This is a genomic window from Bifidobacterium tibiigranuli (assembly GCF_022655035.1).
Classification (GTDB): domain Bacteria; phylum Actinomycetota; class Actinomycetes; order Actinomycetales; family Bifidobacteriaceae; genus Bifidobacterium; species Bifidobacterium tibiigranuli_A.
On the sequence record NZ_JALCUA010000001.1, the window covers coordinates 604,243 to 628,193 of the forward strand.

Annotated in this window: 22 protein-coding genes; 10 read left to right on the forward strand and 12 right to left on the reverse strand. The window is 60.0% G+C overall.

Annotated elements, in window-relative coordinates; genetic code table 11:
- Positions 1–11: 11 nt before the first annotated feature.
- Positions 12–734, reverse strand: a complete 723-nt coding sequence (locus LKK40_RS02505) for a type 1 glutamine amidotransferase (protein ID WP_304308880.1) — start codon at positions 732–734, stop codon at positions 12–14.
- Between the two features lie 114 nt (positions 735–848).
- On the opposite strand from LKK40_RS02505, the gene cysS reads away from it, so the two are divergent.
- On the forward strand, positions 849–2,528 hold the full coding sequence (gene cysS, locus LKK40_RS02510) for a cysteine--tRNA ligase (protein WP_304308882.1): 1,680 nt from the start codon (positions 849–851) through the stop codon (positions 2,526–2,528).
- Between the two features lie 272 nt (positions 2,529–2,800).
- On the opposite strand, the gene spxB is transcribed toward cysS, so the two are convergent.
- The 9 genes from spxB to LKK40_RS02555 all read right to left on the reverse strand — a co-directional run bounded on the left by spxB (position 2,801) and on the right by LKK40_RS02555 (position 12,305).
- Positions 2,801–4,648 carry a pyruvate oxidase gene (gene spxB / locus LKK40_RS02515; protein ID WP_304308883.1) on the reverse strand — a complete coding sequence of 616 codons (1,848 nt, stop codon included), beginning with the start codon at positions 4,646–4,648 and terminating at the stop codon, positions 2,801–2,803.
- Positions 4,649–4,994: 346 nt separating this feature from the next.
- Positions 4,995–5,300, reverse strand: coding sequence for a winged helix-turn-helix domain-containing protein (locus tag LKK40_RS02520; RefSeq protein ID WP_304308884.1), 306 nt, complete (start codon positions 5,298–5,300; stop codon positions 4,995–4,997).
- A 4-nt stretch (positions 5,301–5,304) separates the two neighbouring features.
- Positions 5,305–6,072 (reverse strand): hypothetical protein, encoded by a 768-nt coding sequence (locus LKK40_RS02525; protein WP_304308886.1) that lies wholly within the window; start codon positions 6,070–6,072, stop codon positions 5,305–5,307.
- Between the two features lie 671 nt (positions 6,073–6,743).
- Entirely contained in the window at positions 6,744–8,012 is a 1,269-nt protein-coding gene (gene eno / locus LKK40_RS02530) for a phosphopyruvate hydratase (RefSeq protein ID WP_304308888.1), read from the reverse strand.
- Positions 8,009–9,418 (reverse strand): glycerate kinase type-2 family protein, encoded by a 1,410-nt coding sequence (locus LKK40_RS02535; RefSeq protein ID WP_304308890.1) that lies wholly within the window; start codon positions 9,416–9,418, stop codon positions 8,009–8,011. The genes eno and LKK40_RS02535 overlap by 4 nt, the downstream gene beginning before the upstream one ends.
- Before the next feature lie 8 nt (positions 9,419–9,426).
- A complete protein-coding gene (locus LKK40_RS02540) occupies positions 9,427–10,551 on the reverse strand; it encodes a tyramine oxidase subunit B (protein ID WP_304308891.1) in 1,125 nt (374 codons plus the stop codon).
- Positions 10,552–10,791: 240 nt separating this feature from the next.
- Positions 10,792–11,631 carry an amino acid ABC transporter ATP-binding protein gene (locus LKK40_RS02545; protein WP_304308892.1) on the reverse strand — a complete coding sequence of 280 codons (840 nt, stop codon included), beginning with the start codon at positions 11,629–11,631 and terminating at the stop codon, positions 10,792–10,794.
- 10 nt (positions 11,632–11,641) lie between these two features.
- On the reverse strand, positions 11,642–12,076 hold the full coding sequence (locus LKK40_RS02550; RefSeq protein WP_304308893.1) for an amino acid ABC transporter permease: 435 nt from the start codon (positions 12,074–12,076) through the stop codon (positions 11,642–11,644).
- Positions 11,970–12,305, reverse strand: coding sequence for an ABC transporter permease subunit (locus LKK40_RS02555; protein WP_304308894.1), 336 nt, complete (start codon positions 12,303–12,305; stop codon positions 11,970–11,972). The genes LKK40_RS02550 and LKK40_RS02555 overlap by 107 nt, the downstream gene beginning before the upstream one ends.
- On the opposite strand from LKK40_RS02555, the gene LKK40_RS02560 reads away from it, so the two are divergent.
- On the forward strand, positions 12,304–12,426 hold the full coding sequence (locus tag LKK40_RS02560) for a hypothetical protein (RefSeq protein ID WP_304308895.1): 123 nt from the start codon (positions 12,304–12,306) through the stop codon (positions 12,424–12,426). The genes LKK40_RS02555 and LKK40_RS02560 overlap by 2 nt on opposite strands.
- On the opposite strand, the gene LKK40_RS02565 is transcribed toward LKK40_RS02560, so the two are convergent.
- A complete protein-coding gene (locus LKK40_RS02565) occupies positions 12,419–13,216 on the reverse strand; it encodes a substrate-binding periplasmic protein (RefSeq protein WP_304308897.1) in 798 nt (265 codons plus the stop codon). The two genes, LKK40_RS02560 and LKK40_RS02565, sit on opposite strands and share 8 nt — an antisense overlap.
- 308 nt (positions 13,217–13,524) lie before the next feature.
- Here LKK40_RS02565 and ffh point away from each other — a divergent pair, with 308 nt between their 5' ends.
- The 7 genes from ffh to LKK40_RS02600 all read left to right on the forward strand — a co-directional run bounded on the left by ffh (position 13,525) and on the right by LKK40_RS02600 (position 21,754).
- The gene (gene ffh, locus LKK40_RS02570; RefSeq protein ID WP_304308898.1) at positions 13,525–15,177 is read left to right on the forward strand and encodes a signal recognition particle protein; all 1,653 of its coding nucleotides are present in this window, start codon (positions 13,525–13,527) and stop codon (positions 15,175–15,177) included.
- Positions 15,178–15,191: 14 nt separating this feature from the next.
- Positions 15,192–16,235 (forward strand): endonuclease/exonuclease/phosphatase family protein, encoded by a 1,044-nt coding sequence (locus tag LKK40_RS02575; RefSeq protein WP_304308900.1) that lies wholly within the window; start codon positions 15,192–15,194, stop codon positions 16,233–16,235.
- 261 nt (positions 16,236–16,496) lie between these two features.
- Entirely contained in the window at positions 16,497–16,970 is a 474-nt protein-coding gene (gene rpsP / locus LKK40_RS02580) for a 30S ribosomal protein S16 (protein WP_304308901.1), read from the forward strand.
- 2 nt (positions 16,971–16,972) lie between these two features.
- The gene (locus LKK40_RS02585; RefSeq protein WP_152580604.1) at positions 16,973–17,209 is read left to right on the forward strand and encodes an RNA-binding protein; all 237 of its coding nucleotides are present in this window, start codon (positions 16,973–16,975) and stop codon (positions 17,207–17,209) included.
- Entirely contained in the window at positions 17,206–17,877 is a 672-nt protein-coding gene (rimM, locus tag LKK40_RS02590; protein ID WP_304308902.1) for a ribosome maturation factor RimM, read from the forward strand. The genes LKK40_RS02585 and rimM overlap by 4 nt, the downstream gene beginning before the upstream one ends.
- Positions 17,878–18,050: 173 nt before the next feature.
- Positions 18,051–19,898, forward strand: a complete 1,848-nt coding sequence (locus tag LKK40_RS02595; RefSeq protein ID WP_304308904.1) for an ABC transporter ATP-binding protein — start codon at positions 18,051–18,053, stop codon at positions 19,896–19,898.
- Positions 19,895–21,754, forward strand: coding sequence for an ABC transporter ATP-binding protein (locus LKK40_RS02600; protein ID WP_304308906.1), 1,860 nt, complete (start codon positions 19,895–19,897; stop codon positions 21,752–21,754). Before LKK40_RS02595 ends, LKK40_RS02600 begins: the two co-directional genes overlap by 4 nt.
- 61 nt (positions 21,755–21,815) lie before the next feature.
- Here LKK40_RS02600 and LKK40_RS02605 read toward each other — a convergent pair whose 3' ends face one another.
- The gene (locus LKK40_RS02605) at positions 21,816–23,072 is read right to left on the reverse strand and encodes an ATP-binding protein (RefSeq protein ID WP_304308908.1); all 1,257 of its coding nucleotides are present in this window, start codon (positions 23,070–23,072) and stop codon (positions 21,816–21,818) included.
- A 169-nt stretch (positions 23,073–23,241) separates the two neighbouring features.
- Here LKK40_RS02605 and LKK40_RS02610 point away from each other — a divergent pair.
- A partial coding sequence (locus LKK40_RS02610) for a Gfo/Idh/MocA family protein (protein WP_304308910.1) occupies positions 23,242–23,951 on the forward strand: 710 nt, incomplete at its 3' end.

Below are 23,951 nucleotides of genomic sequence, written 5' to 3' on the forward strand. Positions count from 1 at the left end.
ATGCCGTGCGTCTACGCCTTCAGCGTGCGGGCGTAGGTGCTGCAGCGAGCGGCGAAGCTGGAGAACACCTGCTCGGCGAGCGGCTGCAGCTGGGCATTGTATTCATCGAAATCGTCACGCATCTTTGCGATATTCGCCTTTTTCAGACCCTTCGTCATCGCGGGCTCGCTCAGCCATTCATCCAGCAACGGCCGGCTGACTTCGAGATGGAATTGCAATCCCAGCGCCGAGCCGAATCGGAAGGCCTGATTGGGAGTGCCCGGCGACTTTGCCAGCAGCTGCCCCCCTTCCGGCACGGCCACCACGTCCTGATGCCAGTGCAGCACGTTGAGCTGCTTGCTCCACATCGAGAAGTAGTCGTGCTTGGCGACGCTTTTGATAGGCGCGAATCCGATCTCCGGGCTGTCGTTCGTACTGAGCTTCGCGCCGAGCGCGGTGGCGATGATCTGATGGCCCAAGCATATGCCGAGCACCGGCTTGCCTACGCTGATTGCCGCCCGCACTAGCTTCGCCTCGTTTTTCAGCCCCGGGTACTGGTCGAAATCGGTGGCGCCCATAGGCCCGCCCATAATCACCAGCCCTGCGAGATCTTCGAAATCAGGCAGTTTCGCCTTCTTGCTCTTGGCAATGTTCACGGTCGTTGCGGGCAGACTCAGATCTTCGAGATTGTCGAGTATCCGACCTGGTTTCTCCCACGGGACATGCTGCACGATAAGCACTTTCGGTGAAGTCATACCCTCTATTGTGGCATTGCCCATGTAAAGGGCGCGCGCACGGCGTTCTTATCAACTGTGCTGCCAACATTCTTGCCGGTGTTCTTGTCGCGGAACGCTAATACCCTCGAAGTCATGACAGATGCCGAGAAACCGCTCGATTCCAACAGTTTGCAAGCCCATGCGGCCACCGAACTGCGGCTGTACGACACCGCTTCGCACGCGGTGTCGCGCTTCGTGCCCATCGTGGCAGGCAAGGTCGGCATCTACGTGTGCGGGGCGACGGTGCAGAGCTCGCCACATATCGGCCATATCCGCGCGGCGGTCGCCTTCGACATCGTGCGCCGATGGCTGCTGCGGCTAGGGTACGACGTCACATTCGTACGCAATGTGACCGATATCGATGACAAGATTCTCGATAAGGCCGCCGCCGCTGGTCAGCAGTGGTGGGAGCGGGCGTATTTCTACGAGCGCGAGTTCACGCAGGCCTATGATGCGCTCGGCGTGCTGCCGCCGACCTATGAGCCGCGTGCCACGGGCCATGTCAGCGACATGGTCGAGCTGATCGGGCGCATCATCGACAACGGGCATGGCTACGTCGTGCGCGACGAGCAGGGCGAGCCGACCGGCAATGTGTACTTCGATGTGGCGAGCTGGCCGCAGTATGGTGAGCTGACGCATCAGAAGCAGTCAGGCGGCGCGAATTCGGTTGCGGGGGTGCCCGACGAAGCCGCTGCGGTCGCCGATCGCATGGGGCCGAGCGTGGATGCGGCTGGTGACGACAAATACAATCCCGTCGACCCGGCCGATGCCTTCCCCGACAAGCATGACGTGCGCGACTTCGCGCTGTGGAAGGCCCCAAAGCCCAGCGACCCGCAGACCGCACGCTGGGCGACGCCGTTCGGCACGGGCCGCCCCGGCTGGCATATCGAATGCTCCGCGATGAGCCATCGATATCTTGGGCGTATGTTCGACATCCACGGCGGCGGGCTGGACCTGCGCTTCCCCCATCACGAGAACGAGATGGCGCAGACCAAGGCCGCTGGCTGGAATTCTGCGGCCCGTTGGATGCATTCGGCATGGGTGACCGCCAAGGGCGAGAAGATGTCGAAGTCACTGGGCAACGGCCTGTCGGTGCCGGCCGTGCTGGCACAGGATTCGCCGTGGGTCGTGCGCTATGCGCTGGGTTCCGTGCAGTACCGCTCGATGCTCGAATGGTCGGATCAGACGCTTGCCGAGGCGCGTTCGGCCTTCGAGCGCATCAGCAACTTCATCGAACGGGCCGGCGCTGCTCTGGCCGGTACTGCTCTGGCGACTGACGGGCAGCCCTCGCGCGAGGAGGTCAGGGCTGTTTCGGCCGACGACCTGCCTGCCGATTTCGTCACTGCCATGAACGACGACATCAATGTTTCGGGCGCAGTCGCCGCGATCTTCACCGCAATCCGCAGCGGCAACACGCTGCTGGCGGCGCTGGCTGCGGGCTCTGCGAAGGGTGCTACGACAGGTTCTGCGGCAACCGAGACTGAAAACCTGCGCGCCGCACTGCTTTCGGTGCGTGCGATGCTCGACACGCTCGGCCTCGACCCGCTGGCCGAGCCGTGGGTTGGCGATGCCGGCAACGGTTCTGCCGCCGCCGGTGCCGGTGCGTCCGAGCACAAGGCCTTGGACACGCTCATCACCGAGCAGCTCGACGCCCGCGCCCAAGCCCGCAAGGCCAAGGACTTCGCCAAGGCCGATGCGATACGCGACGCCCTGAACGCCGCCGGCATCACCATCGAAGATGCCCCCCAGGGCTCCACATGGAGCTTGGCGTAGCGGCGCTATCGTCGCCGGTACGCCAACAGTGCTAACAGTGCTAACTGCGCTAACCAGCCAGCGTACGTTTTCTGTCACGCTTCGCAACCTCGTGTTGGAAAACGTACACTGAGCATCAGTTATCGTACGTTTTCCAATACGAACCTCGGCAATGTGACAGAAAACGTACGCTGACTCGGGCACCAGCTGCACTGTGACCACGGAAACGCAAAGGTGCCTGCGGTCACGCGGACCGCAGGCACCTCGTTACATCAGGTACTAGAACCTAGAACCTAGAATCCGCCCTGCTCGACGGTTTCGATGCGGGCTGCGAGGCCTTCCTTCTCAAGGAAGTAGCTCAGCGGCTTCAGATCGTCGGCCTCGTAGCGCTTCTTGAAGGCGTCGATCTGCTCAGCCGGGTACAGGCGCGGCTCAAGCTCGAGCATTTCGGCCGGCAGCGGGCGCTCGTTGCTGATCTTGGCGTCGATGACGACGACCTTGCCCTCGCGCACCTCCTGCACGGCCTGCGCGAACACATCATGCACCTGGCTGATCTCGGTGACCGTGTGACCCACAGCACCCATCGCGTCGGCCAGCTTGGCATAGTCGATGTCCATGAACTGCACGCCGAGGTAGCCGAGGTTGGTGTCCTCCTGCTCGTCCTTGATGAAGCCGAACTGCTGATTGTTGAAGACCACGTGGAGCGTCGGCAGCTTATACTGCACGGCGGTCGCGAGATCCTGCATCGTCATGTTGAAGCCGCCATCGCCCGCGAGGTTCCACACCTGGCGGTCGGGGAAGTCGAGCTTGGCGGAGATCGCGCCGGGGATGCCGATGCCCATCGTGGCGAAGAGCGAGGAGGTGCGCCACATCTGCTTGGGGTTCATGTGCAGGTGGCGGATGGAGGTCTGGGTCACGTCGCCGACGTCGACCGAGAAGATCGCGTCCTCGTCGGCCACCTCATTGATCGCGTTGTAGACCTGATAGAGCTGCAAGTCGCCCTCGGTCTTCTTCTCCAGCTTGGTCACGTACTCGCGCCAGTTGGCGACGTTGTCGAGGTTCGCACGCCACCAGCCGGTGCTTTCCTTCTCCTCGACCTTCTCGTAGATAGCGCGCAACGCATCGCCCGCATCGCCCAGGATGGCGACGTCGGCGTGATGGAGCTTGCCCAGCTTGGAGGGGTCGATATCGATCTGGATGAACTTCTTGACGTTCTTGAAGACCTTGGAGACTTCGGCGAAGGGGTAGTTGTTGCCCACGAACAGCACCGTATCGGCCTCGGGGAAGCATTCGACCGATGGCTTGGTGGAGACGCGGTTCGGGCTGCCGAGCAGCGCCTCGAAATCGGACGGGAAGTTGTCAAAGCTGATGCCGGTGTTGGCCAGCGGGGCCTTGATCTTGCGGCACAGGTCCAGCACGATCTGATGCTCGCCGCGCGTGCCGATGCCGGCGAAGACGACCGGGCGCTCGGCCTGGTTCAGCAGCTCGACGGCCGCGTCGATGTCTTCGGTGTTCAGCACCGGGTTCGGGTAGGGGCGATGCGCGTTGGCGGCGGAATACCAGCCGTCCTGCGGGATGTCGACCCAGCCGAGATCGACCGGGATCTGCACGACGGCGACGCCGTTCTTGGCGTAGGCCTGGCGAATCGCCTCATCGATGACGTGCGGCATCTGCTCGGCGGTGGAGACCTGGCGGTTGTAGATGGAGACGTCGGCGTAGATCGGGTTCTCGTTCATCTCCTGGAAGGTATCCCAGTTGAGGCCGGCCGTGCCGAACTGGCCGATGAGCGCCAGCAGCGGCACATGCTCTTCGCGCGCATCGTACAGCCCTTGCAGGGTGTGCGTGCCGCCGGGGCCCGCCGAGCCGAAGCACACGCCGATGTGGCCGGTGTACTTGGCGTGCATGGAGGCGGCCAGCGCGCCGACTTCCTCGTGGCGCACCTGAACGTAGTCGATGTTGTCGCGCTCGACGTAGAGCGCATCCATCAGCGAGTTGATCGAGCCGCCCGGAATGCCGAAGATATGCTTGACACCCCAGGATTCGAGGACCTTGACGGTGGCGACGCCGGCCTTGATGGTCCCCTCCTCATGCTGGTTCGCGGTTTTCGCATCGAAACCGAACTGAATGACGTTCTTTGCCATGACTCTCCTTTGCGTTGCAGCCTTGTGAGCTGCGAGTAGCCGGGTTAGCAGTATCGCTTATTATCATTTGCCCGTGCGCGCGGCCACCACAATCGACCGACCCCATTGTTGTCTTCAGTCCGCCGACTCGCCTTTGCGTTCGCTGCGGCAGGCGTCGTGCGACACGTTTACTGCCAGATTACCATTCCAGTTTTTCCGCACTCCGAGCTTTCCTATGACCTTCATCACACTGGCTTTGCTGCACTGTTTTCATCACGCTGTGATAAAGCTTATATTCCTTTGGATTCATGGGACAACAAGCCCGAGGGGGTGGCTTCTTCCCTCGGACTATTCACATGCCGCTGCCTCAGCTCTTGTCAACCGGACCGAGCAGTTTCTTGAGCGCCGCGAGATAATGGTCGAAGGCATCCCTGCCCTGCTCGCTCACGGTGACGAAGGTGGCAGGCTTGCGGCCCTCGAAGGTCTTCTCGATTGCCACATACCCGGCCTTTTCCAGCTTGGTCAGGTGCACCGAGAGGTTGCCCGGAGTCATGTCGAGCAGATCGGCGAGCTTTGCGAACGACAGCGAGGAATCCTTGCCGATGGCGGCCAATGCCGTCATAATGCGCAGCCGAGACGCAGCGTGGATGACGGGGTCGAGTTCGTCCTCCATATGCTCACCGCCTGCCCATGAGCGGGGCGAAGGAGGCGTTGCGGCTGCCCAGCGTTACCGCCCAGAGCGCCAGCAGCAGCATGGCACCGCCGCCGAGGAATGCCATGACGAAAAAGCCTGCGATGACGCCGAGCATCGGCAGCACAAAAGCAATCACAATCATCCATACGCCGATAATCAGCTGCGACAGATCGTTCCACAGCGCGCCGCCGACCATGTACAGCACACCAACCAACAGAATCGAAATCATATTATAGAGAATCGTAGTAGCCTCGTCGGCAAGCGCGAAACGGTTCACGAACATGCTCAGCCCGCCCATGCCGAAGAAGAAGGCGGCGAACCACGTCCAGCCATAGATTGCGCCCTGTTTGGCATAGCACCGGGCCTGCTGGGCCGATGACTTGTACCCCGGAACGCCCCTGATGCCGATGACTACCGAGAGCGCGACCGAGGCAATCAGCAAAGCCGCTGCGACACACCACGCCCACCAAGGCGTCGCTCCGTCGGCGGCCTTGGTCGCAAACCCGAGCACTCCGTATCCGACGAGCCACGACAGGCCCCACACCAAGCAGAATTTCCAATGAAACACATTGAACATGCGGCCTATGCGCTGGGTTTGATGCTCGATGAGCCTGAGCGCCTCGTGCGGGTCGGATAGCGATTCGCCGTCGAGCGCTGCTGCCGTCTGCGGACTTGTTGGCACATCTATCTGCGGGGAGTCCTGCGCGCTCGGCTTACCAAGACGATTATGAGTTCGCTGTTGCTGTCCCACGGTCACCACCTCTTTCTTATTGCCTATCTGCATTCCCTGCTTTACGAATGCAGTTTACTTTGCGTTACTATTTAACTTTATAACACAAAGTACACTATGTCAACAAACGGTGGTTGCGGGCGGCCTCGAACACTGGTTTTGCTTCCCGCTCGCCCAATTGCCCCCCATCGGCACCTCAGATACCCTTTTCCGCCTCCACGAGGCACCAGTTCAGCCGTATCTACGTTATGTGAGGCGCTAATTCGCCCTTGCAGAGGTCTATCTGCGTTGTGTGAGGCGTTAATTCCTTGGCACCCCAAGTATCGCTGGCCGAAAACGGCGGTTTTGGCCGCCCGATACTCGACCTTCCGAAAAATAGCGCCTCACATAACGCAGATAGACCTCCGCGGTACCCCAATAACGCCACACATAAGCGAGATACCCCTTGCCAGCGGTGGCTGAAGGAGATTATGCAGCAGATTTGTGCGCGCGGATGCATATGCCGCCGGTCTGTGCCGCGCATATGGTGTTCGGCCGCAGGCGTGCACGTGCGAATGCGCAAAACGGCAGTGAGAATATCCGCCGCCAACCCCGATCTGCGCACAGTGCAGCACCCGTCCCAGCCCATACCCCGCCAACGCAAAGACTTCTAGGTCGGTAAATATTGAATCTTCGGCTTACATTCTCTCTTCTTAAAACCGCACAAGCCCGGGAACGTCATAGAGCCTGCTATTCGGAATCCGCTCTGCAGCACGCGTGAGAAAGTTGAGTTTCTCGATGCGCTCGCCGGAACGAGGGGCACCATTCTTCTGGAATGGAACCTGAAGACCAACGGACAGGTCCATGACGACGTCATCAATCACGCCGCCTGAGCGCCCGGACGGCACGGAGATGATTCCGTTTTCAACAGCGTATGCGTGTGTCTCGAGCGACTCAGTAATTGTGCCGATCTGGTTTGGCTTGAGGATGAAGCCGTCGACCGCATGGGTCTTGACAGCTCGTTGCAACCGCTTGCGGTCTGTCACGATGAAATCGTCGCCTAAAATGATGGTCCGATCAAGTTCACTCACCGCGAGCGGCCAATGCTCCCAATCGTTTTCGTCGAGAAGATCCTCAACGAAAACGAAGTCGAAGGTCTCCGTCATCTTCTTGGCATAGGCAATGATGTCTTCTGCTTTCACACGTTTGCCGAGAAGAAGATAGGTGTCCGTCTCTTTGTCATACATTTCAGAAGAGGCACAGTCTAAGGCGAACGCAAACTTGCCTGTGTATCCCGCCTCCTCGATCGCCTCGGCAAGAACGCCGACCACTTCCATAGGGTCCTCGGAAGGCGCGGCATATCCGTAGGAGGCGGCCACTTGGGGCGCATGACCGAGGCGACGCGACAGCACGCCGCGGAGCGTCTCGAAGACATTGACGCTCATCTCCACAGCAGAGTAGATGTCGTCTGCCTTGTAAGGCATGACAATGAATTCGTTGAACGGCTGAACGAGATCGTCATACCTGCCTCCGTTAATCATGTTGAAACTAGGGACAGGCACCGTGGAAAGCTTGCCATCTCCGATGATTTCATACGGATGCTTTCCAACGGCTGCTGCAGCCGCGCGGAACACCGCAATTGATGTGGAATAGATAGCATTGCCACCAAGCTTTGATTTGAACTCGGTTCCATCCAGCTCGACCATGAGTTTATCAATGCCCTTCTGATCAGCCGCATCGTGACCGATGAGAGCTGGGGCAATAATCTCCTCGACATTGCGAACTGCCTTGTGCACGCTGAGGCCGCGATACTCGTTCGGATCGCCATCACGAAGCACCGTGGCCTCGTACATGCCGACGGAAGAACCAGTTGGCGCTGCACCTCGGGCGACGAACCCGCCCTCGGTCTCCACCTTCACTTCAACCATAGGGCGGCATTTGCAATCGAGAATCTGGCGAGCCTTGACAGAGGTGATGTTCATTGGATGTTGCTCCTCACTGGAACGTAGAGAATATTAAGGTCACAAAGATTGGTACCGGTGTTTCCGGTGAAGACGGAGTCACCGACGGCGGCAAGTAGTTCATGAGTCGCGTGACCGCGCAATGCGTCATGCACATTGAGATTGACTTCGTCCGCACGGGCGAGAGTCGTTGAATCCGTGAGTCCGCCCGCTGCCATCGCAGTGCCGTCAGTTCCTTCAGAATCAATGGAGAACAGTACCGAACCCGGTGCATTCGGTGCAGTCAACGAAAAACCTGTCGTCATCTCACACCCAGGACCCCCGGTGCCTGTAATCTCCGAGTTGCTTGGGATTCGTGTGGTGACCTCGCCGGAAGACAGCACAATGCAGGGGGCAGGAACCGGGTTGCCATACTGCTGGATTTCGCGAGCGATAGAAGACATCACCATGCCAGCATCCTTGGCCTCCCCTTCGAGGAAGGAAGTGAGAATGATGGCTGGAACACCGAGTTCCTCAGCGGCTTCCTTAGCATAAATACAGGAATCAGGGAGCGTGTTGAGAAGGTAGTAGGTGTTGTGCGGGAAGCTTTTTGGCGTCTCGCCCTCGTTACCGACATTCATGAGGTAGTTGACAACAGAAGCAGGCAGTCGATTTTCAAGGGCGTAGTCACGAATCACCCGACGAGCATCAGCGAGGGTGGTCTTGTCTGGTCCAATAGGCGTCGAGGCGTAGTTGGCGTAAGGAACACCGTAATCGCCGGTGGGCGGCGTTCCAACGGCATCCGAGATTCCGAAGCCGATGAGTTCAGCTCCTTTCTCGGCGATTGCCTTGGCAAGCATTCCACCGTTCATACGTGAGATATGGCGTCGAATAGCGTTGATTTCGTATATGCCAGCACCGCTTTTAAGCAGGATGTCGGTGGTGTCCATCTCGTCCTGCAGCGAAATTCCCTCGACTGGACAGCTCATGAGCGCGGAGGAGCCGCCCGAGATGACGGCAATGAAAAGATCGTCCGCCGTAGCTTGCTCGACGAGATCGAGGATATCGAGCGAGGCGGCGTATCCCTCTTCGTTGGGAATGGGATGGCCGCCCACCCTGATATCCGTCCTATGGAAGACATCTCCCTCCTCAGCGATCTTGACAATCACAATGCCCTGGGTGAGTTTGTCGCCCAAGACCTCGTCCACTGCACGAGCCATATGATTGGCGGCCTTGCCCGCTCCGACGAGGTAGACGTTGCGCTTCGTGGACAGATCCCACACTTTGGTGCCAATCCGAAGCACATTGCCTTCGACGGCCGTAATCGCCTTGATACGGTTGTAAGCGTCAAGGCGGCCAAGGGTGGCTTCGGCAACATCCAGCACGATGGTGCGGGATTCGGTATCGCCACGAGAGACAAGCTCATCGTAGTTGCGTATCTTTCGCATCGTATTCCTTACTCCACGTAAGGTTCGTCCCACAACGCGAGCTGTGTTCCGATGTTCTTGGAAAGCGCGTTTTGGTAGAGCTGGTAAGCCCATCCGAGATCGAATACAGACATTCCGCAGGCAACGAAGGTAATCTTCTCAGTGTCGTTGGTTCGGCCGCCCGTACCGGAGTTGATGATGCCGCCCAAATCGATTGAATCTTGAAGCGCTGGCAGCCGCCCGGAATCGATGAGGCGGTATATAGGTCCACCAATTACACCCGAGTAGTATTCGTCTTTGTCGCCGGAAGCGACAGCTTCCTCGACATAGGCTTCATGCAGACCGATATTGTCATAAACAATCTTGTTCTTCAGCCAGAAGTCCTCATCGGGATGAATCGGGCCTGAGGTGAGCACAGTGCAGCCCTCCTTGAGCCACTCGTCCTTGAAGACGAGTGGCTTGATACGCGAGGCAGCGATGGTGACGACGTCGGCATCCCTCACGGCTTTCTCAAGATCAGGCTCGACCGTCGCGGTCTTACCATGCGCAACCGCGAAGTCGGCAACCGATTGTGCTGCCTTCTCAAAGAGGTCATAGCAGACCACATGCTCGATTGTGTCGATTTGGGTCAGAATAGCCTTGACACAAGCCTTGTTAATGGGGCCGCAACCCAGCACAGCGAGGGTCTTCGAACCTTTTCGTACGAGGTAGCGGGCAGCCACTCCCGGCACCGCTCCGGTACGTGCCGAACTAACCAGATTGGCTGACATGAGGCAGAGTGGCTCACCGGTGTCCTTGTTGTTGAGGAGGACGGTGAGCACCGAGCGTGGCAGACCTTTCTGGATATTGGCTTGATTGGAACCGTACCATTTGACGCCACAGACGTCGAACCGCCCGCCGAGATAACCTGGCATGGCGACAAACCGACGGTCTGGGCCGGAGACGGGCATGTTGGGGAACTTCGTCTCCTTGGGAAAAACAATCCCCAATCCATGACTGTTGTGGTTGGGGCCACCCATGAGGTAGTCGCCAGCGTTGAGCAATGAAAAGACCTCTTCGCAGACGTTGACGCACTCGTGTGCATCGAGGACACCCGCTGCGATCATGTCTGGTTCCGAAAGATACAGGAATTCGGTTTTAGGTTTCTTTTCCAAGTACACTCCTTGATAAATTTTGCCTTGTACAAGGCATATTTGATTCGGATGCATTCAACGGATGCTTCCGTTTTGCTATTTGGCTACAACTGTCTCGTTAGCCTTACGAGCCAGCCAGTTGAGATGATGTTTTTTACGAAAAATCGGGGATTGATGTCTTGCGTTGGGTCGCACGAGGCCCGGATGCCGGACGCTCAGGACCAGAGTCCCAGCGCCCGGAGCCCATTCAGGTCCCGGCTCTCAGATCTCCTTGAGCAGGGCCTTCATCTTGTCGCTTTGCGGGTTGTCGAACACGGATTGCGCCGGGCCCTGCTCCACGATCCGGCCATCGTCCATGACGATGATCTGATCGGCGATGCCACGCGCGAACGCCATCTCATGGGTCACGATCATCATCGTGGTGCCCTCGTCGGCGATCCTGCGAATCACCTGCAGCACCTCGCCCACCAGCTCGGGGTCCAACGCGCTGGTCGGCTCGTCGAACAGGATCGCATGCGGCTTCATAGCCAGCGCCCTGGCGATGGCCACGCGCTGCTGCTGACCGCCCGAGAGCCGGTCGGGGTACATGTTGAACAGCTCCTCGGCGATCCCGACCTTGTCAAGGCTGGCCACGGCCGCCTCGCGGGCCTCGTCGCGGCCCAGCCCGCGGATGTCGCGCAGCGGCATCATGACATTGCCGATCACGTTCTTGTTGGCGAAGAGATTGAAATGCTGGAACACCATCGCGATCTCCGAGCGCTGCGAGGCCAGCTCGCTCGTCTTGGCCGGCATGTTCACGCCGTTGATCGACTGCATGCCCATCTCGCGGCCATTGACCACGATCTCCCCGGAATCCGGTATCTCCAAGTGGTTGATGCAGCGCAGCAGCGTGCTCTTGCCCGAGCCGCTCGACCCCAGCAGCGCGAACACCTCGCCCTCGCGCACCGCCACGTCAATGCCCTTGAGCACCTCCTTGGCCCGCCGCTCGCGATGGAGCCGCTGCCCGAACGTGGGATGCTCGAGCCGGATCATGAAGCTCTTATGCACGTCCTTGCATTCGATGATGAACGGCCTGTCGGCCTTATCGGGATTATCAGCCATATCGGCCCTGTCATTTGGCGACATTGCGGTTCACCCTCCATTCGGCGACCTTCACCAGCCCCGACAACGGCAGGCTGATGACGAGATAGAGAATCGCAGCCGCCGTGTAGGCCTCGGTGACCTGGAACGTGGTCGAGGCGAGCACATTGGCCTGCTTGAGAATCTCGGTCACGGCTATCACCGAAGTCAGCGCCGTGTCCTTGACCATCGAAATGGCATAATTGCCCAGCGGCGGCACCGAGACGCGCAGCGACTGCGGAATAATGATCTTCGCCATCGCGCGCGGCGGCGTATAGCCCAAGGACAACGCCGCCTCCATCTGCCCCCGATCAATCGAATTAATCGAGGAACGGAACACCTCCGACATGTATGCGGAGTAGTTCAGGCCCAAACCAAGGATGCCCGAGGTGATCGGGTCGATATTGATGCCGATTTTGGGGAACACGTAATAAGATGTAGACGAGCTGCACCAGCAGCGGCGTACCACGCAGAATCTCAACGATGACCGTCGCTATCTGACGCAGCACGGGAATCCGCGCAATGCGAACGAGCGCGATGACTAGGCCGAACACTACGGCCAGCACCAGCGAGCCGAGAGTGAGGTTGATGACCACGGGAGCCGTCTGCACCATCGAAGGAATCATCGAAAAAGTATCTTTAAGGAATTGCATCATGACCTTTCATCAGGCGGCAACGCCGGTGATCCGCTCCGAACGAATCACCGGCGAGCGAAGGGAGCGCACACAGTTTTCGCGCCCTACCGCCGGCTTCACAGCATCCACTGGCTTCACTTGATATACGCGGTCTTGGGCATATCCCATTTCTTCATGATCTTGTCGTACTCTCCGTTGGCCTTAATCTTCTTCAAGCCTGAATTGATGGCCGCGAGCCGGGTCTTATCATCCAGACGCACTGACGGAGCAACTGGACTGAGGAAATAGGGGGTGGGAGCGTTTACAACGCGGATTTTCAAGCTCGGATCTTGCTTGAGGCTGTAAGCCGCAACTGGCTGATCGGTGACCCCTCCGAAGATGTCGCCATTCACAATCGCTTGGATCATGGTCGCTTGGGAATCAAAGAGTTTCACCTTGCCCGGAGAAAGTTTATTGAGCAAATCGGGGTAGACCGTACCGGTGACCGTCCCCAGCGGCTTTCCTTTGAGCTGATCGTATCCAGTGACGGCGGTCTCCGATTTCTTGACGATGATGGAATCAGACAGGTTGTAGAAGGGATCAGAGAAGTTAACCTTCTTTTGCCTTTCTGGCGTGATTCTCATGGAATCGTTGATGATGTCGATTTTATTTGTATTCAGGCTGGCGATAAGCGTGGAGAAGTTGCTGACCGAGTTCTTAACCTTCCACCCGTTCTCCTTCGCGACGGCCATCATGATGTCGCCGTCGATGCCGGTAAGGTTGCCGCTCTTGTCGATGAAGGCGAGCGGTGCGTCATTCGACGTGCCAATCGTCACCGTCTCAGCGCCGGAACTGGAACTTCCCCCGGTGGCACTACTTGACCCGCACGCGCCGGCAAAGGCGAGCATGGCGACCGTGACGGCCGCAATAGCTGTTCTGGCAAACTTCTTCATGAAACTGACCCTTCTTTTGATTGCTGACGATTGGCGCTGGCCGGCTCGGTTGGCATCGCCTCCCAGCCGCCGTAGGCACCTCTCAGATTCATGCTTCATGATGGGGGGGATGTCGTTTCGATTTCGTCATGATTAATATGGCGTTTCAATTGGGTTACGGCCATGTGTTGCCTATATGTCCACCTTGTTACGCCCCTGCACGTTCCAACGAAGTTTGGATGCGCCCCAGCCCTTGGCAGCATGGGGGTTGGCGCGACAAGACGCCGCCTCCCCGCTTCTCCCTACGAACGGTTAGACTGAATGGCATTATGGCAGCATTTAGTTCTTTGACAGACCGGCTCTCGAATGCCTTCAAGCATTTGCGGGGCAAAGGCAAGCTTTCCGAGGCGGATATCGACGGGACCATCCGCGAGATACGCCGTGCGCTTCTCGACGCCGATGTGTCGCTCGAAGTGGTGCGTTCCTTCACGGCGAAGATACGCGAACGGGCGCTCGGCGTGGAGGTCTCGCAGGCGCTCAACCCCGCGCAGCAGGTGGTGCAGATCGTCAATGAGGAGCTGACGGCGATTCTGGGTGCGGGCGTCGACCGGCCGCTGAACTTCGCCAAGAACCCGCCGACGATTATCATGCTCGCCGGACTGCAGGGCGCGGGCAAGACCACGCTCGCCGGCAAGCTCGGCTATTGGCTCAAGGACGCCGGGCATACGCCGCTGCTCGTGGCGGCTGATTTGCAGCGCCCGAACGCGGTGACGCAGCTGCAAGTGGTCGGCGAACGCGCAGGTGTGCCGGTCTACGCGCCGGAAAAGGGCGTCCAATCAGCCGGCGGCGACGCGGTTTCCGCCCCCGGGGCAACGAGCGGTGACCCGGTCAAGGTGGCCCGCGACTCGGTCGAGCTGGCGAAAACCAAGCTCTATGACACGCTGATCATCGATACCGCAGGACGTCTCGGCGTTGACGAGGCGCTGATGAAGCAGGCCCGCGACATCCGCGACGCAGTGCACCCCAACGAAATCCTCTTCGTCATCGACGCCATGATCGGCCAGGATGCAGTGCAGACCGCCAAGGCCTTCGATCAGGGCGTGGACTTCACCGGCGTCGTGCTCTCCAAACTCGATGGCGATGCCCGCGGCGGCGCGGCGCTTTCGGTCGCCAGCGTGACCGGCAAGCCGATTCTTTTCGCCTCGAATGGCGAGGGCCTGAAGGACTTCGAGGTGTTCCACCCCAACCGCATGGCCTCGCGCATCCTCGACATGGGCGATATTCTCACCCTCATCGAGCAGGCGCAGAAGCAGTTTGACGAGGAAGAGGCCAAGAAGGCCGCCGAGAAGATGTCGAAGGGCACCTTCGGCCTTGACGACTTCCTTGAGCAGCTGCAGCAGGTGCGCAAGCTCGGCTCGATGAAGAGCCTGCTGGGTATGATTCCTGGCATGGCGCAGCATCGCAAGGAACTTGAGCAGTTCGACGAGCACGAGATCGACCGCACGGAGGCCATTATTCATTCCATGACGCCGGCCGAGCGTCGCGACCCCTCAATCATCGACGGCTCGCGCCGAGCGCGCATCGCATACGGCTCCGGCAACACCGTCTCCGCAGTAAACGGACTCTTGCAGCGCTTCGAGCAGGCTGCAAAGATGATGCGTCGCATGTCGAACAAGTCCGGCATGGGCGGCATTCCCGGCTTCGGCGGCCCTGCTGCTGGCTCCGGCAAAAAGAGCGGCAAGAAGGGCAAGAAGAAGAGCTCGAAATCCGGCAATCCGATGAAGCGCGAGGCCGAGGAGAAGGCGTTGCGCGAGCGGCTTGCCGGCAAGGGCGGCCCCAAGTCCGGCGGCTCGGCCTTCGCCAAGAAGCCGCAGAACCCCGCACTGCCCGCAGGCTTGCAGGAGGCGCTGAGCGGCGCAGGCGAAGGCGAACCGACGCTGCCGCCGAATCTGGGCGGCGGATTGGCCGGGCTGCTGCACTAGTTGCGTGCGCTGCAATGAGCATAGCCATCGCCATCGTATTGGCGCTTATCATCGGCTGGGCGTGTCTGCGATTCCTTCCCTCGGGTGCGGAAGGGCGCATGCCGCTGCCGTATCTGATTGCGTTCATTCATTTTCTGTGGATTCCCAGCACGCTGTGCGGCGTGCTTGCCGCAGCACAGGGGTACTGGTATCTGGCCGTTCTGGCAGTGGTTTTGGCAGTCTTTATCGCCGCTTTCAATCTGCCGTATTACCGGCATACCCTACGTATGCTGCGCCGCAACGCTCAGCCGGAGGACAGTGCGCAACACGACCTGCAGCAGAGTTCGCAACACACCAGTGACGCTGCACAGCGCATACCATATGAGTTCTCGGTCATGACCCTGAACTGCCGCTACGGTCGGGCGGATGCCCGAGCGATTGTCGAGGCAGCGCGCAGCAAAGACGTCGCCGTGCTTGCGTTGCAGGAGATGAGCGAGGATCTGCTGAACCGCCTCGCAGCCGCAGGACTCGATCAACTGCTCCCGCACCATCAAATCGGCACCATGCGTGACACTGACAATGGCGGATTCAATGGGATTTGGACCAATCTGCCGGTCACCGCTGCCATCGCCGACACTGTCGACATCCCCGCTGCCGCTGTGCCCAGCCTCGTGGTGACGATCCCGCAGCAGTGCGCTGCCGATTCACACACAATCCTGTGCACATCCGCCCACCCGAAGTCGCCCATGCGCGGGTGCGCGCAATGGTCACGGGGAATCATCGGCCTTGCCGGCGTTAATAGCAACACGCGCGCTGCAGGCACCATCGTCATGGGCGACCTCAACGCGAACCTACATCACCCTAGTTTCCGCGCGCTGCTGCGCTCGGGTCTACGTGATGCCACCCTGAGCCAAGGAACCGGTCGCATCCCGACCTTTCCCTCATGGCTGCCCTGGCCGCGCCTCGAACTCGACCACGTCGTGTTCAGCAACGGCCTCGAAGCGCGCGCCGTGGAATCCTTCGCAATCCCCGGCAGCGACCATCTGGCGCTTGCAGCAACGCTGAGCGTCACGCGCTGACCGCGCCGGCCACCTGTCTGCGCGGCGAACGTAATACAGCCGCACTCAGCCCCGCCGTCTTCCCACGCAACGCCCAGCCCTGCAACGCCTCCGCCGACACCGCACGGCGCGCTATCCATGCCTGTGTTGTATAATGTCTCAGTTATTCACGGATGCGGGGCCCTCTCATTCCCGCACGCCGCGAGGAACACGCTGGTCGGAGGTTTTTGTGTCCCCACAGAAAACCGACAACCGGCAACCTAAGTAACAAGGAGAGCCATTTTGGCAACCAAGATTCGTCTGAAGCGACTGGGCAAGAAGTCCTATGCCTTCTACCGTGTGGTCATCACCGATTCACGCAACAAGCGCGACGGCCAGTCCATCGAAGAGATCGGCATCTACGACCCGAACAAGCAGCCGTCGCTCATCCAGATTGATTCCGAACGTGCGCAGTACTGGCTGGGCGTCGGCGCGCAGCCGTCCGAAGCAGTTTTCAAGCTGCTGAATATCACCGGTGACTGGCAGAAGCACAAGGGACTCGATGGTGCCGAAGGCACGCTGAAGGTCGCCGAGGACGGGCCGGACGCAGCAGCTCGCGTCGAAGCCGTCGAAGCCGAAGCGCAGAAGGTCAAGGCCGCGAAGTCTGCGGCAGCGGCCAAGGCTGCAGCTGAAGCGGAAGCCGCCAAGGCCGACGAAGCAGCTGAGTCCGAACCGGCCGAAGCCGAAGCGGAAGCCTCGGAAGCGCAGGCTGAGTAATCATGCTCGCGCAGGCCGTTGAACATCTGATCACCAACATCGTCGATTTTCCCGATGATGTGTCCGTCAAGTCCCATGAGAACCCTCGCGGCGAATTGCTTCGCGTGCGCGTGAACCCGGAGGACATCGGCCGTGTGATTGGCCGCAACGGCCGCACCGCGAACGCGATCCGCACCGTGGCGCAGGCTTTGGCCGACCACAAGGTGCGCGTTGACATCATGGATGTCCGCAAGAAGTGACGAGTTCAGTGCATGACGAGGACCCTCAGCAGCGCGAGCTGTTGAGGGTCTGTCGTATCGGCCGGGCGCAGGGTCTCAAAGGCGAGGTCAACGTCCGCATCACCACCGACGAGCCCGGGCGGCGCTTCTCCCCCGGCGCGTCGCTGTTCACCCGCGACGGCTCAGACGAATACACCGTCGAAAGCGCGCGGACCTTCAAGGACCGCTGGATTGTGCATTTTGACGGCGTAGACAGCCGCGAGGCAGCCGAAGCCCTGAACGGCGTCGAGCTGTACGGCGAGGCCGACGACCCCGAGGAAATGGCGCAGGAAAATGCCTGGTATCCCAAGGATCTCATCGGGCTTGAGGCGCGACTTGCCAGCGATAACGCACTTGGTCTGCCCGGTGGCAAGGTTCTGGGCAAGATTGTCGACGTAATCGACGGCCCCGCACAGTCGCTGCTGAAGCTGCGGCTGGCGAGCGACTTAGTAGGCAATGAAATAGGCAATGACTTGACGTCTGGCAGCTCGGCGGCAGGTGACGCTGAGACTGCCACCGACGAAACCGCGCCCACCGCGCCCACCACGGCGCTTATCCCCTTCGTGGACCCCATCGTGCCCGATATCGACCTGGACGAGCGAACGCTCACCATCGACCCGCCCGGAGGTCTGATTCCCGGATTAGGCTAGCACGCGCAACGGCTGCATTCGTGTGATGGCCGCACTCGCCACGGTTGTATTCAAGCAACCGTGGTATTCGAGTAGCGGCTGCACTCGCACAACGACAGTTCTCGCGTAATAGCCGTTCTCACAAGACAGCTGCACTCGCAAAACAGTGTTTCTCACAAAGACCGAGGCATGGCATGAGGCTGATTTTCGGGTATGTGCGCAGGCATTGGGGTCTGGCGGCAATCGCTGTGGCCTTCCTGACCATCGAGACCCTGAGCGATCTGCTGCAGCCGACCTTGATGTCGATGGTTGTCGATGACGGCGTCGCCAGGCGCAATGTGAACGCCGTGCTGAACTGGGGCGTCGTCATGCTGGCCGTGGCATTCGCCGGGGCTATCGGCGCGGTGGTGCGCAATATCTACGCCTCCCGCGCTTCGCAGCTCATCGGCAAGGACATCCGCTCGGACGCCTACAGCAAAGTGATGTCGCTGACCTTCGAAGAGGTCGACCGACTGCAACCGGGCGCCATCATCACGCGCATCACCAATGACGTGACGCAGATCCAGAACTTCACGCAGGGGCTGATGCGCGTCATGCTCAAATCACCGATCACCTGCATCGGCGCGATTGCGCTCATCATCATTCAGATACCCGACCAGGCACCGGTCGTCGCGGCGATTCTCGCCATCGCCGGAGTGCTCATCTGGATGAATATGACGCGCAGTTTCCCGCGTTTTCTGACTGTGCAGAAGGCACTGGACAAGCTCGGCACCATCAGCCGCGAATTCCTGCGCTCGGTGCGTGTCGTCAAGGCCTTCGGAGCGCAACGACAAGAAGCTGAGCGCTTCGATACCGCCGCTGGAGACTTCGCAACGGCGAACATCCGCGCTACGCGGGTCAACGCCACCTACGGACCGCTGATCAATCTGACGGTGAACATGGGCATCGTGGCGCTGCTTTGGCTCTCCCGCGCGCAGAATCCCGGACGCATCGGTGCGCTTATGGCCTCGATGAACTACATGACGCAGGTGCTGTTCGCGCTTGGTCGCGTCGCGATGATCTTGAATTCCTCAGTGCGTGCAAGCGCCTCGTCCCGACGCATCGGCGAAATCTTCGAGCAGCCCAGCGAGGAGCACGTCATTACTGGCGGCACAGTGCCGGTTGGCAGCGGCGTCGTGCCGGCTGGCAGCGGCAAAACTGCACCATCCGATAACCGCAATCAACCAAACCCGATAGACGCCGAGCGCCCGGCGCTGCGGTTCGCATCTGTGTCCTACCGCTATGCCAGCGCTGCGGACGACGCCGTGCATGATGTCGACTTGAGCGTGCCGCGCGGCGTGACGCTGGGCATCATCGGCCCGACCGGCTCGGGAAAATCGACGTTGGTCAGCCTGATACCGCGATTCTACGAGCCTTCGCGCGGCCGTATCGAGCTGGATGGAGCTGATATCGCATCCATCGATGTCGAAATCCTGCGCGAACGCATCGCGCTGGTGCCGCAGGAACCGGTGCTGTTCTCCGGCACCATTCGCTCCAATCTGCTGTGGGGCAATCCCGAGGCCAGCGAAGCCCAGCTGCGCGAGGCCGTGCGCCTAGCTTGCGCCAGCGAATTCATCGACGAGCTGCCGAACGGATTGGACAGTGTGATTGGCCAGGGCGGCGTGAACCTGTCCGGCGGCCAGAAGCAGCGCATATCGCTGGCCCGCGCGTTGACGCGGCGGCCCGAAGTGCTGATTCTGGACGATTGCACCAGCGCGCTGGACAGCACGACCGAGCAGCAAGTGCTTGACCATCTGCGCGAGCTGGCCGCGCACGAACAGGGCCTGACCACGATGCTCATTTCGCAGCGCATCTCGACCGTGCGCCGGTGTTCGAGCATCGCGGTGATGGACGGCGGCACGGTGGTCGCCACCGGCAGCCATGACGCGCTTATGGAGCACTCGCCGCAATATCGCAGCATCTACGACTCGCAAATCGGGGAAGAACACAGCGGTAAGCAACACAGCAACGAGCTACAAACAGGCGAGGAGGCACGGCAATGAGCGAGAACCAAACCCCAACCTCCCCTGCGCCAAACCCCGCATCCACCGCATCCGCCTCACAGCCCACCCCAAACACCATCGGCGGCCCGCAATTCGGCGGCGGACTGGCCAAACGCGGCGCGGCCGTCGTTAAGCCGAAGAACATGCGCGGCACGCTGCGCCGGCTGTTCGACATGACCGCAGGCCAGCGCCGCGAACTCATGCCAGTGTTCGCGCTTTCAGGACTCGGCGCCGGCTCGGCGGTCCTCTCGCCGCTGCTGGTCGGCCGCGTCATCAGCACCATCGCCAAAGGCGACCCGATCGCGACGATACTGCTGGTGCTGGCGGCGGTCTACCTCGTGGATTGGCTGGTCAATTTCAGCCAGCAGTATCTTATGGCGGCGGCCGGGCAACATATCGTGCTGCATCTGCGCGTGTCCCTGTTCCACGCGCTTGAGGCGCTGCCGCTGCGCTTCTTCGACCGGCATCAGCACGGCGAGCTGATGAGCCGCCTGACCAATGACGTCGACAATATCAGCGAAACCATCTCCGATTCCTTCGCCGACCTCATGGTCTACGTCTTCACGATTCTGGGCACGCTCGCCTGCATGATCTGGCTGAGCGTGCCGCTGACCTTGGTTTCCTTAGTGCCAGTAGCGCTGGTGTTCATCCTCGCCAAGGTCATCACCACGCGCACCCGGCCGCTCTACGCCAGGCAGCAGCAGGTGCTCGGGCGGCTCGACGGGCAGGTGGAGGAGAGCGTTTCGGGCCTGAGCATGGTCAAGGCCTACGGTCGCGAGCGCGCGATGATCGAGGAATTCGAGCAGGCGAACGACGAACTGTGCGAAACCGGCACGAAGGCCCAGACGCTGAGCGGGTTCCTTATGCCGCTGTCGAATGCGATCAACAACTTCGGCTTCCTCATGGTCGCGGTGGTCAGCGGACTCATGGCCGTGCACGGTCAGGCCGATGTGGGCGTCATCACGAGTTTCCTGCTGTATGTGCGGCAGTTCTCGCGGCCTTTCACCGATATCGCCAACATCTACAACACCTTGCAGACCGCCGTGGCCGGGGCCGAGCGCATGTTCGAAATCATGGACGAGCCGACCGAGCCGGCGGATGCACCGAATGCCATTCCTGCCAGCAATCCGCGCGGGCATATCGTCTTCGACCATGTCACCTTCGGCTATGACGAGGCGCATGAGGTCATTCACGATATCAGCTTGGACATTCCTGCGGGCGCGCGGGTCGCCTTCGTGGGGCAGACCGGCTCAGGCAAGACTACGATGGTCAATCTGCTGGCACGCTTCTACGATGTCAGCGGCGGCCGTATCCTGCTCGATGGCCACGATTTGCGCGACTACAAGCTCGCGGACCTGCGCCGCGCCTTCGGCACCGTGCTGCAGGACCCTTCGCTTTTCGAGAGCACGGTGGCCGCCAACATCGCCTACGGCAAGCCCGACGCCACGCGCGAGGAGATACAAGCCGCCGCCCGCACGGCCGGTGCCGACGGGTTTATCGGCCGCCTTGAACACGGTTACGATACGGTGTTGGAAGGCTCCGGCGCGGCGCTGAGCCAAGGCGAACGCCAACTGCTGACCATCGCGCGGGCGCTGCTCGCTGATGCGCCAATCGCCATCCTCGACGAGGCCACGAGTTCTGTGGACACGGTCACCGAGCAGTCGATTCGCCGCGCGATGATGCGCATGACCGCCGGACGCACGAGCATCGTCATCGCGCACCGCCTCTCAACCATTCGCGACTCCGACCTCATCGTCGTCATCGATCACGGCCGCATCCTCGAACAAGGCTCGCACGCCGAGCTCATGGCCCGCCACGGCACCTACGCCCGCATGGTCGCCGACCAAAGCGCATAGGTGCGTAAATCCTTCATGATTATGCACACTCCATAAAGCACACTCCATAAATCATTGACGCTCACTCATCAGCGAGCCAGTCGGTAGCGCGAACAATGCGGATGCCATCTTCGGTCGTTCCCGCTGAGAATGGATCGAGCGTGATGACGTATCGCGGGAAGGCATCGGACAGTGCGCGCAACGAGGCCAGTTCGCGCTCGCGCACCGACTCATCCAGCATCGTGGCAGTCACTTGGACGTAGCGACGGTCGCTGCCGCGCGACGCAACGAAATCAATCTCCCCGCCGGTAACCGCCCCTACGCGCACCATATAGCCCCTCCTGCGCAGCTCCATGTAGACCACGCCTTCGAGCTGTGCGCCGAAATCCTTGGACGTGAAGCCGTTGGCAAGGTTGCGGAAACCATTGTCCACTGGATAATACTTGTTGGTAGGGCGCAGTATCTGCTTGCCGGACAGGCCCGTCTGCTCCGCACGATAGATGACAAACGCCCGTTCAAGCGCGTCGACCTGCGCATCGACCGTTTTCGGGGCGATGCCAAGGCCTGCGCTTTTGAGCGTGTTGGCGACATTGCGCACCGAGAAGAGGTTGCCGGACGTGGCAAACAGATACCGGCTCACCTTGCTCAACGCGGCGATATCGCGAATGCCGCTGCGTTCGGCCACATCCTTGACGACTATCGAACGATACACATCTTCCAGGAACTGCCTGGCATTCTCCTCTGTCGGCAGCCCGTATTTGAGCAGCCCGGGCATGCCGCCGAATCTCATATAGTCGGCAAGAAGGTCATCCGTGGAAATTCCAGTGTCACCGAGCAATTGCCGATATTCCATATACTCTGAGAACGAGAGCGGGTAGACCGGTATCTCCATGTAGCGCCCGGCGAGATAGGTGGCCAGGTCGCCCGACAGCAGGCGCGCGTTCGACCCGGTGATGGTCACGTGTGTATTGCCTCGCGTATGCAGTCTCCTGACGACACGCTCCCACTGCGGAACGTCCTGTATCTCGTCAAGAAACACATAGAAAGGCTTCGCCGCGTCGGACTGCGCGATAGCCTGCTGAAGCTCCTCGTACAGGTCAGATGCATCGTAATCCAGCGGTATATCGAAATCGTCGAAACGCTTGAAAAACATATTCGTTGCAGGCATGCCATCATCTGCAAGACGTTTCGCATATTGCCGCATGAGCGTCGATTTGCCGCACCGTCGCACACCGATGAGCACCTTAACCTCATCCGTCTCATCACGCTGCATGAGGTTGCGCATCAGCGCCCGACGTGGGATGGAAACTGATGTCGCAAGATGTTCAGAGTAAGACATATTGATAATTATAATACACAATTACTGTTAAATTATATGAATTGTGACTTATAATACTCATTATAGAAGCTCATACTCCTTGTACGCAGGGTTCCACGTAGTCCGTCCCCGGAGAAAAGAGACGGTAAGATAAGCGCAGAATGATTGACTGGCGTGCTCAAGGGGGCAAATGATGAACGTAGGGATTATCGGAACTGGCTGGATATCACGTCAGTTCGCCGACGCGGTGCAACAGCAGCAGGGCGCGCGGCTGGCGGGGATTCTTTCCAGAACACGCGAGGCTGCGGAGGGATTCAGACGCCCCGACGAAACATATCCTGCATATGACGATATCGAGGAGTTTCTCGCGGATTCGCAGATCGACACGGTGTACATCGCCTCGCCCAATTCGATGCATTATGGGCAGGCAGCCAAAGCCATCAGCGCCGAAAAGAACGTCATCGTCGAGAAACCTGCATTCTCGAATCCGGCGGAGTTCGCCAAGATCGAGGCGCTGCTCCTTCAGCATCCGCACGTGCGTTTCTTCGAGGCGGCCCGGCATATCCACACCGACGCATTCCGCAGCATCGCAAGCCAAGTGGGAGATATGGGAGCAATCAGCGGCGCGGTGTTTTCGTATATGAAATATTCCTCGAAATACGATGCCTTCCTCGCAGGAGAGACGCCGAACATCTTCACCGCGCGGTTCTCGGGCGGGGCCCTGCAGGATTTGGGGGTATATCTGGTCTATGACGCGATAGCGCTGTTCGGGACGCCGCTTTCCGCGCAATACCATCCCCTGCTGCTTCCGACCGGCACTGACGCCATGGGCACCGGAGTGCTGCATTATCAGCATTTCGACGTCACCCTGCTCATCTCGAAAACCGTCAACTCTCAGTT

Bases quoted from the DNA above. Each gene is read 5' to 3' on its own strand.
- LKK40_RS02595 (WP_304308904.1), top strand. From the start codon at position 18,051: ATGAGGCTGATTTTCGGGTATGTGCGCAGGCATTGGGGTCTGGCGGCA.
- eno (WP_304308888.1), bottom strand. From the start codon at position 8,012: ATGAACATCACCTCTGTCAAGGCTCGCCAGATTCTCGATTGCAAATGC.
- LKK40_RS02505 (WP_304308880.1), bottom strand. From the start codon at position 734: ATGACTTCACCGAAAGTGCTTATCGTGCAGCATGTCCCGTGGGAGAAA.
- cysS (WP_304308882.1), top strand. From the start codon at position 849: ATGACAGATGCCGAGAAACCGCTCGATTCCAACAGTTTGCAAGCCCAT.
- LKK40_RS02605 (WP_304308908.1), bottom strand. From the start codon at position 23,072: ATGTCTTACTCTGAACATCTTGCGACATCAGTTTCCATCCCACGTCGG.
- LKK40_RS02520 (WP_304308884.1), bottom strand. From the start codon at position 5,300: ATGGAGGACGAACTCGACCCCGTCATCCACGCTGCGTCTCGGCTGCGC.
- LKK40_RS02575 (WP_304308900.1), top strand. From the start codon at position 15,192: ATGAGCATAGCCATCGCCATCGTATTGGCGCTTATCATCGGCTGGGCG.
- LKK40_RS02555 (WP_304308894.1), bottom strand. From the start codon at position 12,305: ATGATGCAATTCCTTAAAGATACTTTTTCGATGATTCCTTCGATGGTG.
- LKK40_RS02535 (WP_304308890.1), bottom strand. From the start codon at position 9,418: ATGCGAAAGATACGCAACTACGATGAGCTTGTCTCTCGTGGCGATACC.
- LKK40_RS02565 (WP_304308897.1), bottom strand. From the start codon at position 13,216: ATGAAGAAGTTTGCCAGAACAGCTATTGCGGCCGTCACGGTCGCCATG.
- LKK40_RS02585 (WP_152580604.1), top strand. From the start codon at position 16,973: ATGCTCGCGCAGGCCGTTGAACATCTGATCACCAACATCGTCGATTTT.
- ffh (WP_304308898.1), top strand. From the start codon at position 13,525: ATGGCAGCATTTAGTTCTTTGACAGACCGGCTCTCGAATGCCTTCAAG.
- LKK40_RS02560 (WP_304308895.1), top strand. From the start codon at position 12,304: ATGACCTTTCATCAGGCGGCAACGCCGGTGATCCGCTCCGAACGAATC.
- spxB (WP_304308883.1), bottom strand. From the start codon at position 4,648: ATGGCAAAGAACGTCATTCAGTTCGGTTTCGATGCGAAAACCGCGAAC.
- LKK40_RS02545 (WP_304308892.1), bottom strand. From the start codon at position 11,631: ATGGCTGATAATCCCGATAAGGCCGACAGGCCGTTCATCATCGAATGC.
- LKK40_RS02600 (WP_304308906.1), top strand. From the start codon at position 19,895: ATGAGCGAGAACCAAACCCCAACCTCCCCTGCGCCAAACCCCGCATCC.